The 22,957-nt window shown below is 41.6% G+C and carries 21 protein-coding genes; 20 read left to right on the top strand and 1 reads right to left on the bottom strand.

Annotated elements, in window-relative coordinates:
* Window positions 1-29: 29 nt before the first annotated feature.
* The 11 genes from IOC57_RS03540 (at window position 30) to IOC57_RS03490 (ending at window position 12,556) form a co-directional block, all read left to right on the top strand.
* Window positions 30-1,256, top strand: coding sequence for a M16 family metallopeptidase (locus IOC57_RS03540; protein WP_207437439.1), 1,227 nt, complete (start codon window positions 30-32; stop codon window positions 1,254-1,256).
* A gap of 162 nt (window positions 1,257-1,418) precedes the next feature.
* Window positions 1,419-1,688 (top strand): YlmC/YmxH family sporulation protein, encoded by a 270-nt coding sequence (locus IOC57_RS03535; protein ID WP_207437438.1) that lies wholly within the window; start codon window positions 1,419-1,421, stop codon window positions 1,686-1,688.
* Between the two features lie 228 nt (window positions 1,689-1,916).
* Window positions 1,917-2,819, top strand: coding sequence for a dipicolinic acid synthetase subunit A (gene dpaA, locus IOC57_RS03530; RefSeq protein WP_207437587.1), 903 nt, complete (start codon window positions 1,917-1,919; stop codon window positions 2,817-2,819).
* Window positions 2,816-3,418, top strand: coding sequence for a dipicolinate synthase subunit B (locus tag IOC57_RS03525; protein WP_034313581.1), 603 nt, complete (start codon window positions 2,816-2,818; stop codon window positions 3,416-3,418). Before dpaA ends, IOC57_RS03525 begins: the two co-directional genes overlap by 4 nt.
* 211 nt (window positions 3,419-3,629) lie before the next feature.
* Window positions 3,630-4,685, top strand: coding sequence for an aspartate-semialdehyde dehydrogenase (gene asd / locus IOC57_RS03520; protein WP_207437437.1), 1,056 nt, complete (start codon window positions 3,630-3,632; stop codon window positions 4,683-4,685).
* Window positions 4,686-4,789: 104 nt separating this feature from the next.
* Window positions 4,790-6,016, top strand: coding sequence for an aspartate kinase (gene dapG / locus IOC57_RS03515; protein ID WP_207437436.1), 1,227 nt, complete (start codon window positions 4,790-4,792; stop codon window positions 6,014-6,016).
* Window positions 6,017-6,066: 50 nt separating this feature from the next.
* Window positions 6,067-6,933: a 4-hydroxy-tetrahydrodipicolinate synthase gene (dapA, locus tag IOC57_RS03510; protein WP_286184497.1), complete on the top strand. Its 867-nt coding sequence runs from the start codon at window positions 6,067-6,069 to the stop codon at window positions 6,931-6,933.
* A gap of 282 nt (window positions 6,934-7,215) precedes the next feature.
* Entirely contained in the window at window positions 7,216-8,886 is a 1,671-nt protein-coding gene (locus tag IOC57_RS03505; protein WP_207437435.1) for a ribonuclease J, read from the top strand.
* Between the two features lie 192 nt (window positions 8,887-9,078).
* A complete protein-coding gene (locus tag IOC57_RS03500; RefSeq protein ID WP_396020763.1) occupies window positions 9,079-9,762 on the top strand; it encodes a ClpP family protease in 684 nt (227 codons plus the stop codon).
* Window positions 9,759-9,986 carry a YlzJ-like family protein gene (locus IOC57_RS03495; protein ID WP_063231821.1) on the top strand — a complete coding sequence of 76 codons (228 nt, stop codon included), beginning with the start codon at window positions 9,759-9,761 and terminating at the stop codon, window positions 9,984-9,986. The genes IOC57_RS03500 and IOC57_RS03495 overlap by 4 nt, the downstream gene beginning before the upstream one ends.
* Before the next feature lie 239 nt (window positions 9,987-10,225).
* Entirely contained in the window at window positions 10,226-12,556 is a 2,331-nt protein-coding gene (locus IOC57_RS03490; protein WP_207437434.1) for a DNA translocase FtsK, read from the top strand.
* A 32-nt stretch (window positions 12,557-12,588) separates the two neighbouring features.
* On the opposite strand, the gene IOC57_RS03485 is transcribed toward IOC57_RS03490, so the two are convergent.
* Window positions 12,589-12,888, bottom strand: coding sequence for a DUF6509 family protein (locus tag IOC57_RS03485; RefSeq protein WP_207437433.1), 300 nt, complete (start codon window positions 12,886-12,888; stop codon window positions 12,589-12,591).
* Between the two features lie 304 nt (window positions 12,889-13,192).
* Here IOC57_RS03485 and IOC57_RS03480 point away from each other — a divergent pair, with 304 nt between their 5' ends.
* The 9 genes from IOC57_RS03480 (at window position 13,193) to IOC57_RS03440 (ending at window position 22,762) form a co-directional block, all read left to right on the top strand.
* Complete coding sequence (locus IOC57_RS03480; RefSeq protein WP_207437432.1) at window positions 13,193-13,918, top strand: GntR family transcriptional regulator; 726 nt, start codon at window positions 13,193-13,195, stop codon at window positions 13,916-13,918.
* Window positions 13,919-14,078: 160 nt separating this feature from the next.
* Window positions 14,079-15,170, top strand: coding sequence for a BMP family lipoprotein (locus IOC57_RS03475; protein WP_207437431.1), 1,092 nt, complete (start codon window positions 14,079-14,081; stop codon window positions 15,168-15,170).
* Window positions 15,171-15,375: 205 nt separating this feature from the next.
* Window positions 15,376-16,911, top strand: coding sequence for an ABC transporter ATP-binding protein (locus IOC57_RS03470; protein WP_207437430.1), 1,536 nt, complete (start codon window positions 15,376-15,378; stop codon window positions 16,909-16,911).
* On the top strand, window positions 16,904-17,947 hold the full coding sequence (locus IOC57_RS03465) for an ABC transporter permease (protein ID WP_207437429.1): 1,044 nt from the start codon (window positions 16,904-16,906) through the stop codon (window positions 17,945-17,947). The genes IOC57_RS03470 and IOC57_RS03465 overlap by 8 nt, the downstream gene beginning before the upstream one ends.
* Window positions 17,948-18,907 carry an ABC transporter permease gene (locus IOC57_RS03460; protein WP_207437428.1) on the top strand — a complete coding sequence of 320 codons (960 nt, stop codon included), beginning with the start codon at window positions 17,948-17,950 and terminating at the stop codon, window positions 18,905-18,907.
* Between the two features lie 207 nt (window positions 18,908-19,114).
* The gene (gene yfmF / locus IOC57_RS03455) at window positions 19,115-20,395 is read left to right on the top strand and encodes an EF-P 5-aminopentanol modification-associated protein YfmF (RefSeq protein ID WP_207437427.1); all 1,281 of its coding nucleotides are present in this window, start codon (window positions 19,115-19,117) and stop codon (window positions 20,393-20,395) included.
* Entirely contained in the window at window positions 20,395-21,681 is a 1,287-nt protein-coding gene (gene yfmH / locus IOC57_RS03450) for an EF-P 5-aminopentanol modification-associated protein YfmH (protein WP_207437426.1), read from the top strand. The genes yfmF and yfmH overlap by 1 nt, the downstream gene beginning before the upstream one ends.
* Before the next feature lie 18 nt (window positions 21,682-21,699).
* Window positions 21,700-22,425, top strand: a complete 726-nt coding sequence (ymfI, locus tag IOC57_RS03445) for an elongation factor P 5-aminopentanone reductase (RefSeq protein WP_207437425.1) — start codon at window positions 21,700-21,702, stop codon at window positions 22,423-22,425.
* 79 nt (window positions 22,426-22,504) lie between these two features.
* Window positions 22,505-22,762 carry a DUF3243 domain-containing protein gene (locus IOC57_RS03440; RefSeq protein WP_207437424.1) on the top strand — a complete coding sequence of 86 codons (258 nt, stop codon included), beginning with the start codon at window positions 22,505-22,507 and terminating at the stop codon, window positions 22,760-22,762.
* Window positions 22,763-22,957: the final 195 nt, after the last annotated feature.

The raw sequence follows: 22,957 nt of genomic DNA, 5'->3' as shown, positions 1-22,957 counted from the left end.
CAGCATAGAATGATTGGGAGGAATGTTAGTTGATTAAGAAATACACGTGTCAAAATGGAGTAAGAATTGTATTGGAAAATATCCCAACTGTACGATCAGCAGCAATAGGGGTATGGATCAAAACAGGTTCAAGAAATGAAACACCAGAATTGAATGGGGTTTCACATTTCCTGGAGCATATGTTCTTCAAAGGGACAACTACGCGAAATGCGCGTGAAATTGCCGAGTCGTTCGATAGTATTGGGGGACAGGTGAATGCATTCACTTCAAAAGAATATACATGCTATTATGCTAAAGTAATGGATAACCATGCAAGCTATGCACTTGAAATCCTTGCCGATATGTTCTTCAATTCAACATTTGATGGGGAAGAATTGAAAAAAGAAAAAAATGTCGTCTACGAAGAAATCAAAATGTATGAAGACACACCAGATGACATTGTCCATGACCTCTTAAGCAAGGCGGTATATGAAAATCACCCCCTTGGCTATCCTATACTCGGGACGGAAAATACACTTGAAACGTTCAATAGTGATACATTAAAAAAATACGTCCATGACATGTATACACCCGATAAGGTAGTAGTGTCCATTGCTGGGAATGTGGATGAAAAATTGATTCAGGAAGTCGAAGACTACTTTGGCTCGTATCAAGGAGGGGAAGATCGTCTTGAATTGGTCAAACCTTCCTTCCATGAAAATAGGATCACCCGTAAAAAAGATACGGAACAAGCCCACTTATGCCTTGGTTACAAAGGGTTGGAAATCGGTAATGATAAAACATACAGCCTGATTACCTTGAATAATATTCTTGGAGGAAGCATGAGTAGCCGCCTATTCCAGGACGTTAGGGAGCAACGCGGTCTTGCCTATTCCGTTTATTCCTATCATTCCAGCTATCAAGATAGCGGTATGGTGACAGTGTATGGGGGGACAGGCACAAATCAGCTTGACAGCCTGTATGAAACCATTCAGGAAACACTGGATACTTTAAAAAGGGATGGCATTACGGAAAAGGAATTAAGAAATAGTAAAGAGCAACTTAAAGGAAGCTTGATGCTCAGCCTTGAAAGCACGAATAGCCGCATGAGCCGGAACGGAAAAAATGAGCTGATGTTAGGTGAGCACCGTTCTCTTGATGATATCATCATCAAGATTGACGCGGTGACAGAGGATACCGTCAATGAATTGGCAAACCAGATCTTTACGGAACATTCCTTGTCATTGGTGAGCCCGTTGGAAAACTGGGACAAATAATAACGAACAAGTCTGCACCTTCCTTTTATTAATGGGAGGTCAGGCTTTTTTTCTTTGAATGTGGTGGGTCCAGTGTAATGGACAATATTTGGATAAATTCCTTCTAAGTTTACTTTTTTCGGATATAGATTGAATAGAAGGCGAAAAAAGGGGGAACCAAAATTGAGGTTGAGCGAATTGAGCGGTAAGGAAATAGTCGATGTGAATAGGGCGGAAAGATTAGGAATCCTTGGTCAGACCGATTTGGAAATAGATGGAAATGGACGAATTACCTCGTTGATCATCCCATCTGTTAAATGGTTCGGCTTTATAAGGAATGGCAGTGAAATAAGAGTGCCGTGGGAACATATTAAAAAAATCGGTGCGGATATGGTCATCATTGATTTTCAGGAAGGACTTTCACTTAAAGACGGAGAGCATATGGACGGTTAATGACACTCGCGCCATACTCATTGGAACTACTTGAAATGCACTCTCGAAAACGCCTTAGCTGGCAATAGCTAGGGCGTTTTCTCATTTCTTATCACCGTTTTTTAAGTGAAAACATAATATGGCAGGGTAACTAGAGAATGTAGCAAAAACCGAATTGCTTCCTGAAGGAATTGGATCATGAGGCAAGGAATGTTTAGGATCTTTAATATAAAGAAGGTGACGGTTTTAATGCTCACAGGCATGCAAATCGCTGTAATTGGTGGAGATGCGCGTCAGCTTGAAGTTGTCCGTAAACTGACGGAGCTTGATGCAAAGCTATTATTGGTAGGTTTTGAACAGCTCGACCATGCTTTTACCGGCGCGGTTAAGGAAAAAATGGAAGATTTAAATTTCATGGAATTAGATTCAGTTATTTTACCTGTCCGGGGCACGGATTCAGATGGGAAAGTAGAAACGATCTTTTCCAGTGAAGAGGTTGTTTTGACTGAAGAAATGATAAAAAATACCCCGGCACATTGCATTTTTTATGCAGGAATCAGTAACGATTACCTCGATGAAATATTCAAGAAAGTGGATCGCAAACTCGTTCTATTGTTCGAACGTGATGATGTGGCTATTTATAATTCGATTCCTACTGTTGAAGGTGCGATCATGATGGCCATTCAACATACGGATTTTACTATCCATGGATCGAATGTAGCCGTTCTCGGGCTGGGGAGGGTCGGTATGAGTGTAGCCCGGTCATTCCAGGCACTTGGAGCAAAAGTAAAGGTAGGGGCAAGAAAAAGTGAAGATATTGCGAGGATCAGTGAAATGGCAATAACCCCATTTCATTTAAATGATCTTGCTGCAGAAATGAAAAATGTCGATATATGTATCAATACGATTCCTTTTCCGATAATTACCGCAAAAGTTATAGCTAATATGCCCGTTCATACATTAATCATCGACCTTGCTTCAAAACCGGGGGGGACGGATTTTCGTTACGCTGAAAAAAGGGGAATTAAGGCGCTGTTGGCACCGAGCCTGCCGGGTATAGTTGCCCCGAAAACAGCAGGTCAGATATTAGCGAATGCACTGGGACTATTGATTCAAGACGAGTTCTTGAAAAGGAAGGGGAAAAGAATATGAGTCTCAAAGGGAAACGGATTGGTTTCGGATTAACAGGATCACATTGCACATATGATGAAGTGTTTCCAGAAATAGAAAAACTTGTAAATGAAGGGGCAGAAGTCATTCCCATCGTAACATCGACCGTACAAAACACGGAAACCCGTTTTGGAAAGGGTGAGGACTGGGTCGAAAGAATAGAAAAATTGACGGGGAATCATGTCGTTGATACAATCGTCAAAGCAGAGCCATTAGGACCTAAATTGCCACTTGATTGTATGGTGATCGCTCCTTTAACGGGTAACTCAATGAGTAAGATGGCAAATGCTCTTACCGATTCGCCTGTACTTATGGCTGCAAAAGCGACGATGAGAAATCATCGTCCAGTCGTGGTCGCGATATCAACAAATGATGCACTTGGGTTAAATGGTGTCAATCTAATGAGGCTGATGGCAGCAAAAGATATTTATTTTGTTCCATATGGCCAGGATAATCCCACAGGCAAACCAAGCTCCATGGTTGCAAGGATGAGCATGATAAGGGATACGATCATATCGGCACTTGAAAGGGAACAGATTCAACCTGTCATCGTCGAAAGGTTCAAGGATGATTTAGCCTGAACAAGTTTCTGCACAGATCTAGCTTTCTAACGACTGACATATATGCATGAATTTGTAGGTTGAAGTTATAAAAAACCACTCCACTACCAGAATATTTTGTTAAAGTGCGACCCTTTGGAATGTTAATGTGATAAAATAAATGATATTCTGAACAAGAAGTAATAAATCCAACAAATAACTAATTTAAGAGATAGAAAAGGAGTATGTATAAATGACTGAGACACAGGGATTGCGTATTGCAGTTGTGGGAGCAACTGGAGCAGTAGGACAACAAATGATTTCAACTCTCGAACAAAGGGACTTACCGATTAAGAAAATCATCTTTTTATCATCGGCTCGTTCCGCAGGAATCAAACTTACGTTTAAGGGCGAAGAAATCGAAGTGCAGGAAGCAAGACCTGAAAGCTTTGAAGGCATAGATATCGCTTTATTCAGTGCTGGAGGAAGCGTGTCTAAGGAATTGGCTCCAGAAGCAGTGAAACGCGGTGCGATAGTAGTGGATAATACGAGCGCTTTCCGCATGGATGAAAATGTGCCGCTAGTCGTTCCTGAAGTAAATGAAGAAGACTTGAAACAGCATAATGGGATCATTGCAAACCCGAATTGTTCAACTATCCAAATGGTTGTGGCATTAGAGCCTATCCGCCAGACCTATGGCTTATCAAAAATCGTTGTTTCTACCTACCAGGCTGTTTCTGGTGCAGGTGCTGCAGCGATAAATGAATTAAAGGAACAAGCTCGCGACTTGCTTGATGAAAAAGAAATAGAACCGAAGATTTTACCGGTAAAAGGGGATGAAAAGCATTATCAAATCGCATTTAACGTCATTCCCCAAATCGATAAATTCCAAGATAACGGGTACACATTCGAAGAGATGAAAATGATTAATGAAACAAAGAAAATCATGCATATGCAAGACCTTCCAGTTGCTGCGACTTGCGTAAGGCTTCCAGTTGTAACAGGTCATTCTGAATCTGTCTACATTGAAGTTGAAAAAGAAGGCATAGCTGCTTCTCAAATCAAAGATTTAATGAGAACGGCACCTGGAATTGTGTTAGAAGACGAACCGGAACAACAGGTTTACCCAACTCCTGCTTCATCCGTAGGCAAGAATGATGTATTCGTCGGTCGAATTCGCAAAGATTTGGATGAAGATAAAGGCTTCCACTTATGGGTGGTTTCCGATAATTTATTAAAAGGAGCAGCTTGGAATTCCGTTCAAATTGCTGAAAGCCTTTTGAAATTAGGTTTGGTCACCGTTAAGTAATAATTTATTCTAATGAACTCGACAGAAAATTAATTTCCAATAGGATAGAGAGTTTTTGTCAGCTTCCCGGATCGGGAAGCTGGCTTATATTTGGGGTGCATATTATGAAAATTATCGTCCAGAAATACGGAGGGACATCCGTACGAGATGAGGCAAGCCGTTCATTTGCCAAGGGACATATTGAAAATGCGATTAAAGAAGGCTATAAAGTGGTGGTTGTGGTTTCAGCAATGGGAAGAAAAGGCGATCCTTATGCAACGGATACCTTACTTTCCCTAGTAAATGGAGCGAAAGCCAGCCTTTCAAAACGAGAACAGGATTTACTTATGTCAGTAGGAGAAACGATTTCATCTGTCGTATTTACGAACATGCTCTTGGAAAATGGCATTGATGCGGTCGCTTATACGGGAGCTCAGGCGGGATTCTTGACGAATACCGACTATTCAAGTGCGAAAATAATCGAAATGAAATGCGATCGTCTCATGAAAGAACTTGAAGTGAAGGATGTAGTTGTTGTAGCAGGTTTCCAGGGAGCTGCTAAAAACGGGGACATCACCACCATCGGCCGTGGTGGAAGTGACACTTCAGCAGCTGCATTAGGTGCCGCATTGCAAGCTGAACGGGTCGATATCTTTACGGATGTGGAAGGAATCATGACGGCAGATCCACGTATTGCCGATCAAGCTCGTCCATTATCAATCGTTTCATATACGGAAGTTTGTAACATGGCTTATCAAGGGGCGAAGGTCATTCACCCTAGAGCGGTTGAAATTGCGATGCAGGCAAAAGTCCCGATTCGGATAAGGTCAACATACAGCGAAGGTTTGGGGACACTTGTTACAAGCATGACCAAGGGAAGCCAGGGCAGTGATATACGTGAAAGGCTCGTAACCGGGATTGCCCATGTTCCAAAGATTACTCAAATCAAGGTCCGTGCGAAAAAAGATCAATATAATCTACAGGCAGAAGTTTTCAAAGCAATGGCCAATGCCTCCATTTCAGTGGACTTTATAAATATATATCCAAGTGGCGTAGTTTATACCGTTTCGGAAGAGATGACAGAACTCGCCCTCTCGATTTTGGCCGAGCTTGGTCATGAACCGGTCATTGAGCGGAATTGTGCCAAGGTTTCAGTAGTTGGTGCAGGCATCAACGGAGTGCCGGGCGTTGCAGCGAAGATTGTCACAGCGCTGTCCGAAAAGGAAATTGCCATTCTCCAGTCAGCGGACAGTCATACGACAATTTGGGTACTTGTAAAAGAAGAAGATTTAATAGAAGCTGTTAATTCCCTGCACTATGCATTTCAATTGCATGAAAGTGAAGTACATTAATCATAGGGTTAAATAAATAAAGGTTTTAAAAATTAAAGAGGTGTTAAATAATGATATTTGGTAGAGTATCAACCGCAATGGTCACCCCTTTCGACAGCAAGGGAAATGTTGATTTTCAAAAGACGACTTCATTGGTTAATTACTTATTAACGAATGGAACGGATTCTCTTGTGCTTTCGGGAACGACAGGTGAATCCCCGACTTTATCTTCGGAGGAGAAAATCGCGTTATTGCGTCATGTTTCTAAGGTTGTTGAAAAACGTGTACCCATCATCATGGGTACAGGAAGCTACAATACGTATGCTTCCATCGAGTTGACAAAAAAAGCGGAACAAAATGGTGCCGATGCGATAATGCTCGTGGCTCCGTATTATAGTAAAACGAATCAAGAAGGTCTGTACCAGCATTTTAAGGCTATTGCAGCTAGTACGACTCTCCCTGTTATGGTATATAATATCCCTGGGAGAGCTTCGGTTAACGTTGAACCGGAAACGATCATCCGCCTTTCAAAAATTCCTAATATCGTAGCCGTTAAGGAAGCGAGCGGGGATTTAAACGCTATGACCCAAATCATAGCCGGCACGGACGAAGATTTTGCATTATATAGTGGGGACGACGCTTTAACACTCCCAGTATTGGCGATTGGTGGTGTGGGTGTAGTTTCGGTTGCTTCACATATTGCCGGTAATGAGTTGCAGAAAATAGTGGAGGCCTTCATCAGTGGAAATTTGAAAGAGGCAGCCCGCCTGCATCAGGAACTGTTACCGATTATCAAAGGTTTATTTGCGGCGCCAAGCCCTGCACCTGTCAAAACAGCGCTTCAGTTATTTGGAATTGACGTTGGATCGGTGAGACTCCCGATCGTGCCATTGACGGAGCAAGAACGCCTTGCATTAACCAAGGTATTAAAAAAATAAAAAGACACGGAACAAGCTGATCGGTGAAGATTGGCTTGTTTTTACATAATGATGTATATGAATGGGGTAGCCTTTCCGATTTCATGAGAATATTTGAAATTATTTTTGATGATGAATCGAAACTGGATAAAAGTACAAAGGATCTTTTACATAATAGGTTGTTTTTTGAATTAAATGAAAAAATCCCTCTGAAAATGGTAAGTGTTGTCATGTTTTTTGAACATCGGTTATAATGAAACCATTGGGAAATTATGAACGGGATTTTTTAAGGAGGATATTCGATTGGGTAAAGATAAAAATAATGGAATAAAAGTGATTTCTCTTGGAGGACAAGGGGAACTTGGTAAAAATATGTACGTCGTCGAGGTGAATGAGGACATCTATCTTCTTGATGCAGGGTTAATGCTGCCAGAAGATGAAATGCTCGGAATCGATGCGGTTATCCCTGATATTTCTTATTTGATGGATAATAAGGAACGGGTGCAGGGGATATTCATTACTCATGGTCATGAAGACCATATGGGAGCGCTTGCCTATGTCTTGAAATATTTGCCGGTCCCTATTTATGGAACAAAGCTTACGCTTGCCTTAATCAAAACGAAATTAAAGGAAGATGGCTTTAACGGCAGGGCAACATTCACTGAAATCGATTCGGATTCTCTTTTAAGTTTTCCTCAAGCAGCCGTGTCTTTTTTCCGGACTAACCATAGTATTCCCGATTCCGTCGGAGTCGTGATCCACACTCGTGAAGGTGCAATCGTTTATACGGGGGATTTCAAATTCGACCAAGCGGCAACAGATCTATATAAACCGGAAATCGGTAAAATGGCTAGTATCGGTGAAGAAGGTGTCCTCTGCTTGCTTTCGGATAGTACCGGTGCCGAGAGGCCAGGTTATACGACATCAGAAGCAGTTGTGGCCAAAGATATTACAGATGCTTTTCATGCTGCCTCCGGAAGGATCATCGTTGCGTGCTTCGCTTCGAACATCAACCGGATTCAACATGTTTTCAATGCAGCGGCAGCAAGTCGCAGAAAAGTGGCCGTTGTAGGAAAAAGCCTGCAACGCGTTTACGAAACAGCTTTGAACCTTGGCTACTTAAAGGTCGAAGAAGAGCTGATAATCCCAATTAATGAAATTAGCAAGTATGACGACCGTGAAATCGTCGTGTTATCGACAGGTCATCAGGGGGAGCCCATTGCCGCACTTCAAAAAATGGCAAAACAGACACACAAGCAGGTAACGATCAAAAAGGGAGACACAGTTTTGATCAGTGCATCACCTCTACAAGGCGGCGAACTTATTTTATCAAAAACCGTCGATTTGCTATACAGGGTAGGTGCGGAAGTGGTATCTGCAAATAAATATAAAGTGCACGTAACAGGCCATGGCAGCCAGGAAGAACTTAAAATGATGATCAATTTGATGAATCCTAAATTCTTCATCCCTGTACATGGGGAATACCGCCATTTATATGCCCATCAAAAAGTGGGGATAGCCGCGGGGATTAAACGAGAAAACATCATAATTGCCGAAAAAGGTGATGTCATTGAACTAAAGGGCAATAAAATGGGTCTTTCCGGCAAAGTCTCTGCAGGAAATATCTTGATAGATGGCAGCGGTGTCGGAGATGTGGGTAATATCGTTCTTCGTGATCGTCGCTTGTTATCCCAGGATGGCATTTTGATTGTAGTAGTCACGTTGAACCGTCAGGATAAAAGCATTGCAGCAGGACCTGAAATCATTTCAAGGGGCTTCGTATATGTTCGCGAATCTGAAAAAATGATTGGGGAAGCAACAGAAATAGTAAGTGAAATCGTAAAGAAAAATGGGTCGCGCCAACCTTTTGATTGGTCCACGCTGAAGCAGGAAATGCGTGATGCGTTAAACCAATTCTTCTATGAAAAAACGAAACGCCGCCCAATGATTTTACCGATCATCATGGAATATTAAGTAAGGGACCCCTGATTTGAACAGTCAGGGGTTCTTTTATCTGTGTCCAACCTCTTTTTATCTTGAAGAATGAAGTCCGAGACTCGAGACATAATAAAGCTATAGGCATAAGAGAAAGGGGTTGGCATAGTGGATAATGCACCATTACCAAATGAAAATGAAGGCAAGCAGGAAGGTAAGAATTCAACTTTAATCGAAAAGATCCAGCAGCTGGGGGCTACTAATGTTCCACAACTATCTCAGGACTCAAAAATCCATTGTTTGACGATCATTGGACAAATTGAAGGACATATGCAGCTGCCGCCTCAAAATAAAACGACCAAATATGAACATGTTATTCCGCAAATTGTGGCAATTGAACAAAATCCCAATATAGAGGGGCTGCTTGTCATTTTAAATACAGTGGGAGGAGATGTCGAAGCGGGACTAGCCATCGCGGAAATGCTGGCTTCCCTTTCAAAGCCATCCGTCTCGATTGTACTTGGCGGGGGGCATTCGATCGGTGTGCCGATTGCGGTCTCGTGTGACCATAGCTTTATAGCGGAAACAGCAACGATGACGATCCATCCCATTCGTTTGACAGGACTAGTCATTGGCGTGCCACAAACCTTTGAATACTTGGATAAAATGCAGGAAAGAGTCATTAAATTTGTTACGAGGCACTCTAACGTTACAGAAGAAAGTTTTAAGGATTTAATGTTTGCTAAAGGTAATTTAACCCGTGATATCGGCACAAATGTAATCGGGGCCGAAGCGGTTGAAATCGGTATGATCGATGATGTAGGAGGAGTAGGCCAGGCCATGAGAAAACTAAATAGCTTCATGGAAGAAAGAAGGCCCAAAATTGCTGGGGAAGAGGAGGGGCTTCTGCAATGACGCTTTATACGATCGTTCCTGAAGAAATAATTTTCCCTCATCACCATGAGAAGACGGCAAATCTAATAGAAATGATCTATAATGGTGTACATGTGATGGTTGAACATGACGGTGGCCGCACTTTTCGTATTGATCGAATTGTAAGCACGGATCCTGAAGATTATATGAATGTACACATTCAGCCGGGCGCTGTCATAAATGTGTTCGAACAGATGAATCCTTAGTGAAAACGACTAACTGAGGTAAATTATGATATACTGGAATGAAAATCAGCAGCCGCTTGGCTGCTTTATTCATTATATGGGGAAATTGTCCGCCTTAAGAATAAATGGTATATATATCAAGGACAGGGACATATTTATTTGGTATAATCAGTGAGCGAACGTTTGTTTCGTGAAGGGAAATCATGTAGTGATGTTGAATAGGAAAGTTAGAATAGTTTCATGAAGAATCAGGTGATATTATGGCAAAGAAGAAACGCAGAAAAAAGAATAGTACAGAGAAGTTAAAAATAACGCTTAAATTCGAATTGATCGGCCTCACTTTAATAGGTCTGGCCATTATCGCCATTGCCAAGCTTGGTGCAGTGGGAAATGGGACGGTCTTTTTAATCCGCTTCTTCATGGGGGAATGGTATATCCTCTTTTTATTGGGGGCAATTGCAGCTGGGTTCTATTTGATGATAAAGAGAGAGGTCCCTTACCTGTTAAAACGGCAATTCGTCGGGATGTACTTCCTTGTCGCGAGCATGCTCCTACTAAGTCATGTTACGCTGTTTAACATGCTTGCAGATGGAGGACCGTTTACAAAGCCCAGCGTCATTTCGAATACATGGGAACTATTCTGGATGGAAGTGACCGGCAAGGCCAGCACAAAGGACCTTGGGGGAGGTATGATTGGAGCGATATTATTTGCAGCCTCATACTTTTTATTCGACGAAGCTGGATCGAAAATCGTTTCATTACTTTTTATCATTGTTGGTGCCGTCCTATTGACCGGGAAAACTTTAGGTGAAACCCTCGGGAAGTTTTTCATCGGGCTTGGTGGCTTTTTCAAAAAGCAATGGTCTGCATTCAGAGATGATATGAAAACGTGGAATGAAGACAAAAAAGAAAAGAAAAAGAATCCCGTGAAAAAGAAGAAACGGGAAAAAGATCCGGATGAAGAAATGGATCAGCCCCTTCATCAAGAAGAGGAAACACAGCAAATGGCGACGGAACGGATCATTTCCAGCTTTGCTGATAAAGCCTATAGCGACGAAAATGAAATAATTCCGGTAGTTACGGAATCTGTAGCTGAAAGTACAGAGGACCAGGATGATGCCGTTCCACCTATGAATTTTACGGAAGTGGAGAATAAAGAATATCTTTTACCGCCTCTTTCGTTATTATTGCAGCCCAAAAAAACGGACCAAAGCGGAGAATACCAATTGATCCATGAAAATGCGGCAAAACTTGAGCGCACCTTTCATAGCTTTGGAGTGAAAGCGAGGGTCACGCAAGTTCATTTAGGCCCAGCCGTAACCAAATATGAAGTTCATCCGGATGTAGGGGTGAAGGTAAGTAAAATTGTCAGCCTATCCGATGACTTGGCCCTTGCACTGGCCGCAAAGGATATTAGGATCGAAGCTCCGATTCCCGGAAAATCGGCTATTGGAATAGAAGTGCCTAACTCCGAAGTGGCAATGGTGTCATTAAGGGAAGTTTTAGAGGCAAAGGAAGTTGATAAGCCTGACGCAAAGCTGCAAATAGGCTTAGGGCGGAATATTTCTGGTGAAGCGGTTAAAGCGGAGCTCAATAAAATGCCGCATTTACTAGTGGCTGGTGCTACTGGCAGCGGGAAATCCGTTTGTATCAACGGGATTATCACGAGTATTCTGATGCGGGCAAAACCACATGAAGTGAAAATGATGATGATTGATCCAAAAATGGTGGAGTTGAATGTCTATAATGGAATTCCCCACTTACTCGCACCTGTAGTGACAAATCCAAAGAAAGCTGCACAGGCTTTACAAAAAGTGGTCAGTGAAATGGAAAGGCGCTATGAGCTATTTTCCCATTCCGGTACACGTAATATTGAAGGCTACAACGATTATATTAATCGGTATAACATAGAAGAAGATGCAAAACAACCACTATTGCCTTATATCGTAGTCATTGTCGATGAGCTGGCAGATTTGATGATGGTCGCCTCAAATGATGTAGAGGATGCCATCACACGACTTGCGCAAATGGCACGTGCCGCAGGCATCCATTTGATAATTGCCACTCAGCGGCCATCCGTAGATGTAATTACAGGGGTCATTAAAGCGAACATCCCATCTCGGATTGCTTTTAGTGTCTCGTCAATGACCGATTCGAGAACGATACTCGACATGGGCGGAGCCGAAAAACTGTTAGGCCGGGGTGACATGCTCTTCCTGCCTGCAGGAGCTTCAAAACCGGTTCGCGTCCAAGGGGCCTTTTTATCCGACAATGAAGTCGAGGAAGTTGTCACATATGTCATTTCACAGCAAAAAGCACAATATAACGAAGAAATGATACCGGATGAAATAGCAGAAACTTCAAATGGTGAAGTCGAAGATAGTTTATACGGGGATGCGGTGTCCTTGATCGTAGAAATGCAGACTGCATCTGTTTCCATGCTGCAGCGCCGTTTCCGGATTGGTTATACCCGGGCAGCAAGATTGATTGATGAAATGGAAGCGAGGGGGATTGTCGGTCCATATGAAGGCAGTAAACCACGAAATGTATTGGTAACTAAAGATGAACAGGATGAAGCGCATTCATCATAGTTTTAAAAAAACCGGGCTGCAGCCCGGTTTTTTTAATTATTCATCGCCTCGTCTAAATGTTTATGGAAGAAGTCGGTAATCATCGCCTCTTCATCTTCTTCTAAATCGAATTCGAGTGCGCCTTCGTTCCCTTTTTCAAAAATATCATATTTAATCAATTTGCCCATTTGTTCCTCCACAGCAAAAAGCACCCGGATATATAAACCACTTTCTGAAAAGAGCTCATCATCTTCAGGCACTTCAATATCCAAGAACAACTCGTAACGTTCACCGGACAAAATACCAAATGGATCATTCAATTTTTCGATCGTGTATTCTGTAATCTTTAACATCTTGTGTACATCCCTTCAAAGAAGATAAATCCTATTATACAGGAAAACATCTTCTTGAACATAGCTGCATTCATTTTGCATTTGCAAAAAATATTTATCTGATTTAGGAGAATAATCGCACAAAATTCGCGGCCTTCTCTAGATTGAAAGACACAGGCGAGGGTATTTTTTCCTAAATTTTTTAAAAGTAAATAGTAAAACACTATTTATTTATATCAAAAAAAATGTTATATTATTTTCGATTAGTAGGAATGATTCAACATCAGAGGTCTGATGTCTTAAGAAATTAGCTGGGGGAAACTGTATGTCAATAAAATCAGATAGTCGACATTTATATTTGCAGGTCATTGATTACCTGAAGCAGGATATTGAAGCAGGAGTCTATCAGGAAAATGAAAAATTCCCTTCAGAATTCGATCTTGCCAAAAAATTAGGAGTGAGTAGGGCGACACTTCGAGAAGCGCTGCGAATATTAGAAGAAGAAAACATCATCATTCGCCGTCATGGAGTTGGGACTTTCGTCAATCCGAAACCTCGGTTCACTTCAGGTATCGAGCAATTAAAAAGTGTCACGAACATGATTGAAGAGGCAGGAATGAAGCCGGGTACGATTTTCTTAAGCTCGACGGCCCAAGAACCTACAGAAGAGGATATACGCAGGTTTTCTTGTTCAACAGATGAACGCATCGTCATCATCGAACGAGTAAGGACAGCGAATGGGGAGCCTGTTATCTACTGTATTGACAAAATTCCTGAATCTATACTATCAGAAAATTTTGACCGTAATGATGAGTCTCTATTTGATATTTTGGAAAGAGATGCGCATCGAAAAATTACGCATGCCGTAGCAGAGATTGAGCCTATAGGATATCATGAAAAGGTTTCTCCTATCCTTAAATGCTCGCCAGAAGCCGCACTACTCGTTCTAAAGCAGATGCATCTGGATGATTGGGACCAGCCTATCCTGTATTCTGTTAACTACTTTAAAGCCAATATGTTCAGCTTTCATGTTCTTCGTAAACGTGTGTAGGCCTTGACACTGCATACGGATGAATGCAAGCGTTTGTTTCAATTCCGTAAAAGTCGATCAAACGTATGCAAAAAAAATTAACGAGAAGTGAAAACGCAAACATAAATGACTTTTCAGAACATTCCTGCTCTAAAAACTATGTATATTAGGGGGATAAAAATTGAAAAAGCGCAAATTAGGTCTAGCTCTTTCACTTGTTCTTGCAGCCGGTACGCTACTAGGTGCATGTGGTAATTCAGAGAATGATGATAAAGAATCTTCAAATGGGAAAGACAAAAAAGGTAACTTCACGGTTGCAATGGTAACTGATACTGGAGGCGTGGATGACGAATCGTTCAACCAATCCGCTTGGAAGGGCATTCAGGAATTCGGTAAGGATAACGATCTGGAAAAAGGTAAAGACGGATATAACTACCTGCAATCTAAATCTGATGCCGATTACGCTAAAAACCTGAATACGCTTGTACGTGAAGATTACCAACTAATCTATGGTATCGGTTTTCTTTTAGCCGAAGCTGTTGGTGAAGTGGCTGACCAACGTCCGGATTCAAACTTTGCTATCGTGGATACAGTTGTTGATAAAAAGAATGTAGCCAGCATTAATTTTAAAGAGCAGCAAGGTTCATTCCTTGTTGGTGTAATTGCCGGGCTGCAAACGAAAACAAACAAGGTCGGTTTTATCGGCGGAGTTGAATCTGAATTAATCAAGAAATTCGAAGTTGGCTTTAAGGCTGGGGTTTTATCTGTAAATCCGGATGCGAAAGTTGAAGTCAAATATGCTGGAGATTTCAATAAAGCTGATATCGGAAAATCCACTGCAGGCTCCATGTACTCTTCAGGTATCGATATTATTTATCATGCTGCTGGCGGAACTGGAAAAGGTGTATTCACTGAAGCTGTCGAGCAAAAGCAAAAAGATCCAAAGAGAGAAATCTATGTTATCGGTGTAGATAGCGACCAAGCTAAATTAGGGGCTGTTCCTGGAACTGACGACAACATCACACTGACTTCCATGCTAAAACGTGTGGACGTAGCAGTTAAAGACCTTTCCGAGAAAGCGAAAGAAGGGAACTTCCCAGGCGGAAAAGTAATTGAGTACGGTATCGAAGAAAATGGTGTAGGAATTTCCGATACAAAAGAAAACGTAACAGAAGAATCTTTAAAAGCTGTCGAAGAGTGGACAGAAAAAATTAAATCGGGTGAATTCGTGGTTCCGGGTACGGATGAAGAATTTGAAAAACTTGATTTATAAGCTGTAATACCAGAAAGAATAGGGAGGCAGAAGTGCCCTCTATTCTTTCTTTTCCCATTGCCTCTTTAGCAACTGAAAAATATCGAATGAAAAACTATGATAGAATCGTAGTTTTTCATTTGGTTTTTTAAAAAAATCAATAAGCTATGTAGAAGCAATTAAATGATTTAAGAATATGTATACTCATTTTAGGAGTTGATAATACGTGGAATATGTAATTGAGATGCTTAATATCCGTAAGGAATTCCCCGGCATCGTCGCAAATGATAACGTTACCCTTCAGGTTAAAAAAGGGGAGATTCACGCATTATTAGGTGAAAATGGCGCGGGTAAATCCACTTTGATGAATGTTTTATTCGGCTTATATCAGCCTGAGCAGGGAGAAATCCGTGTGAATGGCAAGCCAGTCAAGATTACCAGTCCTAACATTGCCAATGATTTAGGGATTGGCATGGTCCATCAGCATTTTATGCTCGTTGACCCTTTTACAGTAACAGAAAATATCATTTTAGGAAAAGAACCATCAAAAGCGGGTAAGATCGATTTAAAAGAAGCGAGCGAGGAAGTTAGGAAACTATCAGAACAATATCAGCTTCGAGTTGACCCCTATGCAAAAATTGCCGATATTTCAATAGGGATGCAGCAGCGTGTCGAGATTCTTAAAACACTTTACCGTGGTGCGGAGCTATTGATTTTTGATGAACCGACCGCTGTATTGACTCCTCAAGAAATCAAGGAATTGATTTATATTATGAAAGCCCTTATCAATGAGGGGAAATCTATCATTTTAATTACACACAAACTTAAGGAAATCATGGAGGTTTGTGACAGGGTAACGGTTATACGGAAAGGGCAAGGAATTGGTACAGTGAATGTCAACGAAACGAATCCTAGCGAATTGGCCAGCTTAATGGTCGGTAGGGAAGTTCTATTTAAGACGGAAAAAACGTCAGCTACTCCTTCTGATGTAGTTCTCGAGGTTCGGGAACTGGAAGTCAAGGATTCCCGGGGCGTTTCAGCTGTTCGGAACTTAGATTTAACTGTCCGGGCAGGAGAAATTGTCGGAATCGCTGGTGTAGATGGAAATGGACAATCCGAATTAATTGAAGCATTGGCCGGCCTTAGGAAGACAACAGCAGGTTCGATAAGGCTAAATGGAAAAGAAATCAGGAATCTTAAGCCGCGTAAAATCACTGAAGCAGGTGTCGGCCATATTCCAGAAGACAGGCATAAGCATGGTTTGGTTCTCGATTACAGCATTGGGGAAAATATTGTCTTGCAAACCTACTATCAAAAGCCATTTTCAAAAGCAGGTATCTTGAACTCAAAGAAAATATTTGAAAAAGCCCGTTCATTGATCAAAAGTTACGATGTTCGAACTCCGAGTGAATATACCCCGGCGAGGGCGCTTTCTGGCGGGAATCAGCAAAAAGCGATCATCGGTCGGGAAGTTGATAGGAACCCGGATTTATTGATTGCCGCACAGCCAACACGCGGGCTTGATGTAGGAGCGATCGAATTTATCCATAAACGTCTAATTGAACAACGTGATGCAGGAAAAGCGGTACTCCTCCTATCATTTGAATTGGAAGAAATCATGAATGTGAGCGATAGAATCGCCGTTATATACGAAGGAGAAATCGTCGCAATTGTCGATCCGAAAGAAACGACTGAACAGGAGCTTGGCCTTCTTATGGCCGGCAGTAAACGGACGGAAGCAGGTGGAAAACAAAATGTCTAAGTATTTATCTAAATTAACGAGTCCGTTAATAGCAGTTATCCTAGGCTTGGTCGTTGGGGCCATAATCATGTTAGTAAGCGGCTATGACCCAGTTGCCGGCTATGGCTCCATGATAAATGGAATTATTGGCGATTCTTATTATGTAGGGGAATCTGTCAGGACAATCATCCCTTATATCCTTGCTGGTCTGGCAGTGGCTTTTACTTTTCGTACGGGCCTATTCAATATCGGTGTAGAAGGGCAATTAATTGTCGGCTGGCTGGCGGCGGTTTGGGTCGGAATCGCTTTTGATCTTCCAAGGATCATCCATTTGCCGTTTGCCATCTTAGCTGGTGCAGCTGCTGGCGCCTTGTGGGCATTTATCCCTGGTTATTTAAAAGCAAAGTTCCGTGTACATGAAGTAATCGTTTCGATCATGTTGAATTATACAGCTTTATATGTGACGAATTATTTAATTCGGAATGTACTGACTGACAAGCTGGATAAAACAGAAAGAATTGCTGATACAGCATCACTGAGGTCTCCTTTTTTTGAAAGCATTACGGATTTTTCCCGGATGCATTGGGGGATAGTGGTAGCGATTATTTGCGTTATCATCATGTGGTTCCTTCTTGAAAGGACAAAAACTGGCTTTGAACTGAAAGCGGTAGGTTTCAATCAGCACGCGTCCGAATATGCAGGGATGAGTGTAAATAAGAACATCATCCTTTCCATGGTTATTTCAGGTGCGTTTGCAGGGCTTGCAGGCGCGATGGAAGGCCTAGGAACTTTCGGTTATGCCGCAGTCAAAGGCGGGTTCACAGGTATGGGCTTTGATGGGATTGCAGTAGCCTTACTAGGAGCGAATACGGCTATTGGTGTTGTGCTGGCAGCCTTATTATTTGGGGGGCTGAAAGCCGGGGCCTTAAATATGCCGCTAGAAACCGGAATACCTAGTGAAATTGTAGATATTGTCATAGCATTGATCATTTTCTTCGTCGCATCCAGTTATTTTATTCGTTGGATTGCCGCTCGATTTAAGAAAGGGGTGAAATAAGTGGATTTTTACCAAGTATTACAAATTATTATTCCATCTATGATTGCTCTAGCTGCTCCACTTATTTTTACTTCACTCGGAGGAGTGTTTTCTGAACGGGCAGGTGTCATAAACATCGGTTTAGAAGGATTGATGGTCATTGGTGCCTTTACAGGGATTGTTTTTAACTTAATGTTTTCTGATGTATTTGGGGAATGGACTCCTTGGCTCGCAGTCTTAGCGGCAATGATTGCCGGCTTGCTGTTTTCCATTTTGCATGCCGTGGCATGCATTACGTTCAGGGCGGACCAAACGGTAAGCGGGGTAGCCATCAACTTGTTGGCAGTAGGTCTGACCATGTTTTTGGTGAAGCTGATTTTTGACAAAGGCCAAACTGATAGAATCACAGAAACATTCCCAAGGATTGATGTTCCGTTTCTAAGTGATATTCCATTTATAGGACCCATCTTTTTTGCGAATGGTTATTATATCGTATATATAGCAATTCTAATATCTTTTGTCGTTTGGTATGTACTTTATAAAACACCATTCGGGTTAAGGATCCGGGCAGTGGGAGAGCATCCCATGGCTGCTGACACGATGGGTGTCAATGTTACGAAAATCCGCTATGCCGCCGTTTTATTATCTGGCGCTTTTGGAGGTATCGGCGGAGCGATTTATGCTACCATCTTTTCGAACGAATTCAATCATGCGACAATCAATGGTCAAGGTTTCATGGCCATTGCCGCCATGATTTTTGGGAAGTGGCACCCGATCGGGGCAATGGGAGCTGCGTTATTCTTTGGTTTGGCTCAAAGTTTAAGTATCGTTGGCTCGAGCCTTCCCTTCTTCAAGGATATTCCATCGGTTTACCTTTTGATCGCCCCTTATGTTCTGACGATCATTGCCCTGACAGGTTTCATTGGACGTGCAGATGCTCCAAAAGCATCCGGACAGCCATATATCAAAGGGAAAAGATAAGTATTCAACCGGACAGCAATTGCGCTGGCCGGTTTTTTTTTGAGATGGAGCAGTATGTGATGATGAGTTGGTGAAAAACCAAAAAAAGTAGCTGTAACTTGCATGATTTTTCCTTTCACATGTATATTTTAAGTAGATGTTTAAAAGGCTTCCAATCTACAAACAATAAGCTAATAAAGGTGATTTATATAATGAGGAGGATTATTCATGTCAATTGCTTCCGATACAATTACGGAAAAAAGCGGCTACAAGCTTCATGTGGTCCGGACGGATAAATATAAAACGAATACTATCGTGCTGAAGATGAAAGCCCCGTTGACTAAAGATGACGTTACATATCGTGCATTGCTGCCATATGTGTTACAAAGCAATACAAGTAAATACCCTACAACACCCGAGCTTCGATCTTATCTTGATGATTTATATGGAGCAGGGTTTTATGTCGATGTAGCTAAAAAAGGAGAATATCAAATCATAAGTTTCACGATCGATATCGTAAATGAAAAATTCCTTAGTGATTCAACCCCGCTTCTCGAAAAGGCTTTTGGGCTATTATCAGAGGTGATCTTTAATCCGAAGAAGAACGGCGAAGCCTTTGACTCTAAAACGGTTTCCAATGAAATCCGTTCTTTAAAACAGCGGATTCAATCCATTTCCGATGACAAAATGCGATATTCAGCTACACGCCTTGTAGAGGAAATGTGTAAAAACGAACCATATGGTTTAGAAGCGAGCGGTAATCTTCAAGACTTGGAAACGATAACTCCAGAGTCTCTTTTCGCCTATTATAAAAAAATGCTGACGGAGGATGAAATCGATTTATATGTAATCGGTGACATCGATGAATCGGAAGTGGAGGTTCTAGCTGACAGGTATATGTCGTTGCAAGACCGAGTGCCTGTGATACTTCCAAGGAAGACAGGCAAGGTAATGGAGAAGGAAAAAGAAATCATTGAGAATTCGGATGTGAAACAAGGGAAATTGAATATCGGTTATCGAACCCAAGTTGCATACGGTGATCCTGATTATTATGCTCTTCAGCTATTCAATGGGATTTTTGGTGGCTTTTCACATTCGAAACTTTTCATTAATGTCCGGGAGAAAGCCAGTCTTGCTTATTATGCAGCTTCAAGGCTCGAAAGTCATAAAGGACTTTTAATGGTCATGGCGGGCATTGAAAATGCCAACTACAAGCAGGCATTGGATATCATTCATGCACAAATGAAGGAAATGAAGCAAGGGAACTTTTCGGAAGAAGAACTGGCACAGACAAAAGCGGTCGTTAAGAATCAACTCCTTGAAACCATTGACGTTTCGAGAGGACTTGTGGAAATTTTATATCATAATGTGGTTTCCGGGAAAGATATATCACTCGACGATTGGTTTGCAAAAACAGAGCGGACGACAAAGGAAGAAATCATTGCAGTTGGTCAAAAGATTCAGCTTGATACGATTTATTTCCTAACGGAAGCGGAGGTGCAAGGATAATGGAAAAAATAGCATTCACTCAATTGAAAGAAGAACTTTTCCATGAAAAAATGGATAATGGTCTCGAAGTATATATTCTTCCGAAAAGTGGGTTCAATAAATCATTTGCTACTTTCACGACGAATTATGGTTCAATCGACAACCATTTCAAACCATTGGATGAAACGGAATTCTCTAAAGTACCCGATGGGATTGCCCATTTTCTTGAACATAAACTATTTGAAAAGGAAGATGGTGATGTTTTTCAGCAATTTTCAAAGCAGGGAGCATCTGCAAATGCCTTTACTTCTTTCACCCGTACAGCTTATTTATTTTCCAGCACATCCGATTTCGATAAGAACCTAACTACCTTAATTGACTTTGTCCAGGATCCTTACTTTTCGGAAAAGACAGTAGAAAAGGAAAAAGGGATCATTGGGCAGGAAATCAATATGTATGATGATAATTCAGACTGGCGATTATATTTCGGGACGATAGCCAATATGTATCATCAGCATCCAGTGAAAATCGATATTGCCGGTACTGTGGAGTCCATTGCAGATATTACGAAGGATATGCTTTATGAATGTTATAATACGTTTTATCATCCTAGCAACATGCTCTTATTCGTTGTAGGACCGGTAGATGTCGAAAGTACCATGAAACTGATTCGGGATAATCAAAATAATAAAGGGTATAACGAACAACCTGAAGTGGAACGTAAATTTGACGAAGAGCCGGAAAACGTTGCCAAGGATAAGGAAGTCTTAAGGATGAATGTCCAGACACCAAAAGTGATGCTTGGCATCAAGGCCATAAATGTGCACCAATCCGGTTTACAGCTTTTGAAAAGGGAATTGGCGACCAATATTTATTTGGAAATGCTGTTTGGCAAGAGTTCACCTTTACATGAGGAGCTATATGAGGAAGGGTTGATCGATCAAAGCTTCTCTTATGATTATACACAGGAACAAGGTTTTGGGTTTGCGTTAATTGGAGGGGACAGTGCCAAACCTGATGAGTTGACGGAGTCTTTATTTGGTATCCTGCAAAAATCAAAAGCCGGAACCGGCCTGAATGAAGAAAGCTTGCAAAGGACGATCAAGAAAAAAATCGGTTCTTTCCTTCGTTCCCTGAATTCGCCGGAATATATAGCGAATCAATTCACCAGATATGCATTCAATGACATGAACTTGTTCGATGTTGTATCGGTATTGGAAAAACTAACGATCGAAGATATCAGGGAGGTCGCCAAGGACTTAATATCCGGTCAACGGATGACTGTCTGCCAGGTACTTCCTAAATAATATAAAGGGGGCGGGAATGTGGGGAAACGTTTTGCCCTTATTACTGGAGCCAGTGGAGGAATCGGCAGGGAAATCGCTATAAAGCTCGCCGAGGAGAATTATTCACTTTATTTACATTATAACAGCAATGAAGAAGCGATACTTGAACTGATTGAAGAACTGAAGCCTCATCAAGTCGAACTTATTCCGGTTCAAGCGGATTTGGCCGCATCGAACGGCTACAAGAAATTGGCTGAAAGTATTTTTGCCCTCCATGCAATCGTCCTTAATAGTGGCAATAGCTATTATGGGCTTATATCGGACATGGATGAGACAATCGTTAATGAAATGGTCCAGCTGCATGTAACGAGCCCTTTCCAATTAACAAAGGAACTGCTTCCAAAGCTTATGTACCAAGAACAGGCTGCCATCGTTGCGGTCACATCGATTTGGGGGCAGACAGGTGCATCTTGTGAAGTATTATATTCTATGGTCAAGGGCAGTCAAAATGCTTTTATCAAGGCGCTTAGCAAAGAAGTATCGCTTAATGGAATCCGGGTGAATGCCGTTGCCCCCGGTGCGATTTCCACTTCCATGCTCGAATCATTCAGTGCAGAAGATCTGGAGATCATCAAAGGCGATATCCCGATGGGCAGGATGGGGCATTCCAAAGAAGTCGCCGAAGCCGTATATTATTTGCTTTCCGACAAGTCGTCTTATATAACCGGGCAAATCTTAGGAGTAAATGGCGGATGGTACACTTGATTTTTTTTAGATAGGTATAATTTTCTCGGTTCCTTCACAAAATATCTATGTACTATTTTGAAGGAAAGGGTGACCATTCATGTCTGTACTGGACAATTGGGATCAATGGAAAAATTTCTTAGGCGACAGATTAAATCAAGGTGAACAACAAGGTTTGTCAGAAAGTGCTGTTAACAACTTGGCTTTCGAAATCGGTGATTACCTGGCTAAACAGGTTGAGCCCCAGAATGATCAAGAGAAAGTGCTTTCCGATCTTTGGTCGGTCGCAAGCGATGAAGAAAAACATGCCATGGCAAATGTCATGGTCAAGTTAGTCGAGAACAATGGAACGAAGTAAAATATCAATCCAAAAGGCCCTGTTATTAATTAACAGGGCCTTTTGGATTGAAGTGGATGACTATTTATCATCTTATATAAAAATGAATATTTTTCTAGGGTTTTTCCTTTTAACTTCTCGCGAAATGCTATATTATAGAAGCTAGACAATTAATATAAAAGTGTTCAGACCTTGAAATTTACGATGGATAAGTTT

Source organism: Bacillus sp. SD075 (assembly GCF_017355165.1).
In the GTDB taxonomy this organism is placed as follows: domain Bacteria; phylum Bacillota; class Bacilli; order Bacillales; family DSM-1321; genus Peribacillus.
Note: the sequence above shows the minus strand (reverse complement) of the source record. Positions and strands in the feature narration are given on the sequence as shown.

Bases quoted from the DNA above. Each gene is read 5' to 3' on its own strand.
- dpaA (WP_207437587.1), top strand. From the start codon at position 1,917: ATGCTCACAGGCATGCAAATCGCTGTAATTGGTGGAGATGCGCGTCAG.
- IOC57_RS03525 (WP_034313581.1), top strand. From the start codon at position 2,816: ATGAGTCTCAAAGGGAAACGGATTGGTTTCGGATTAACAGGATCACAT.
- asd (WP_207437437.1), top strand. From the start codon at position 3,630: ATGACTGAGACACAGGGATTGCGTATTGCAGTTGTGGGAGCAACTGGA.
- dapG (WP_207437436.1), top strand. From the start codon at position 4,790: ATGAAAATTATCGTCCAGAAATACGGAGGGACATCCGTACGAGATGAG.
- dapA (WP_286184497.1), top strand. From the start codon at position 6,067: ATGATATTTGGTAGAGTATCAACCGCAATGGTCACCCCTTTCGACAGC.
- IOC57_RS03495 (WP_063231821.1), top strand. From the start codon at position 9,759: ATGACGCTTTATACGATCGTTCCTGAAGAAATAATTTTCCCTCATCAC.
- IOC57_RS03490 (WP_207437434.1), top strand. From the start codon at position 10,226: ATGGCAAAGAAGAAACGCAGAAAAAAGAATAGTACAGAGAAGTTAAAA.
- IOC57_RS03485 (WP_207437433.1), bottom strand. From the start codon at position 12,888: ATGTTAAAGATTACAGAATACACGATCGAAAAATTGAATGATCCATTT.
- IOC57_RS03480 (WP_207437432.1), top strand. From the start codon at position 13,193: ATGTCAATAAAATCAGATAGTCGACATTTATATTTGCAGGTCATTGAT.
- IOC57_RS03465 (WP_207437429.1), top strand. From the start codon at position 16,904: ATGTCTAAGTATTTATCTAAATTAACGAGTCCGTTAATAGCAGTTATC.
- yfmF (WP_207437427.1), top strand. From the start codon at position 19,115: ATGTCAATTGCTTCCGATACAATTACGGAAAAAAGCGGCTACAAGCTT.
- yfmH (WP_207437426.1), top strand. From the start codon at position 20,395: ATGGAAAAAATAGCATTCACTCAATTGAAAGAAGAACTTTTCCATGAA.
- IOC57_RS03440 (WP_207437424.1), top strand. From the start codon at position 22,505: ATGTCTGTACTGGACAATTGGGATCAATGGAAAAATTTCTTAGGCGAC.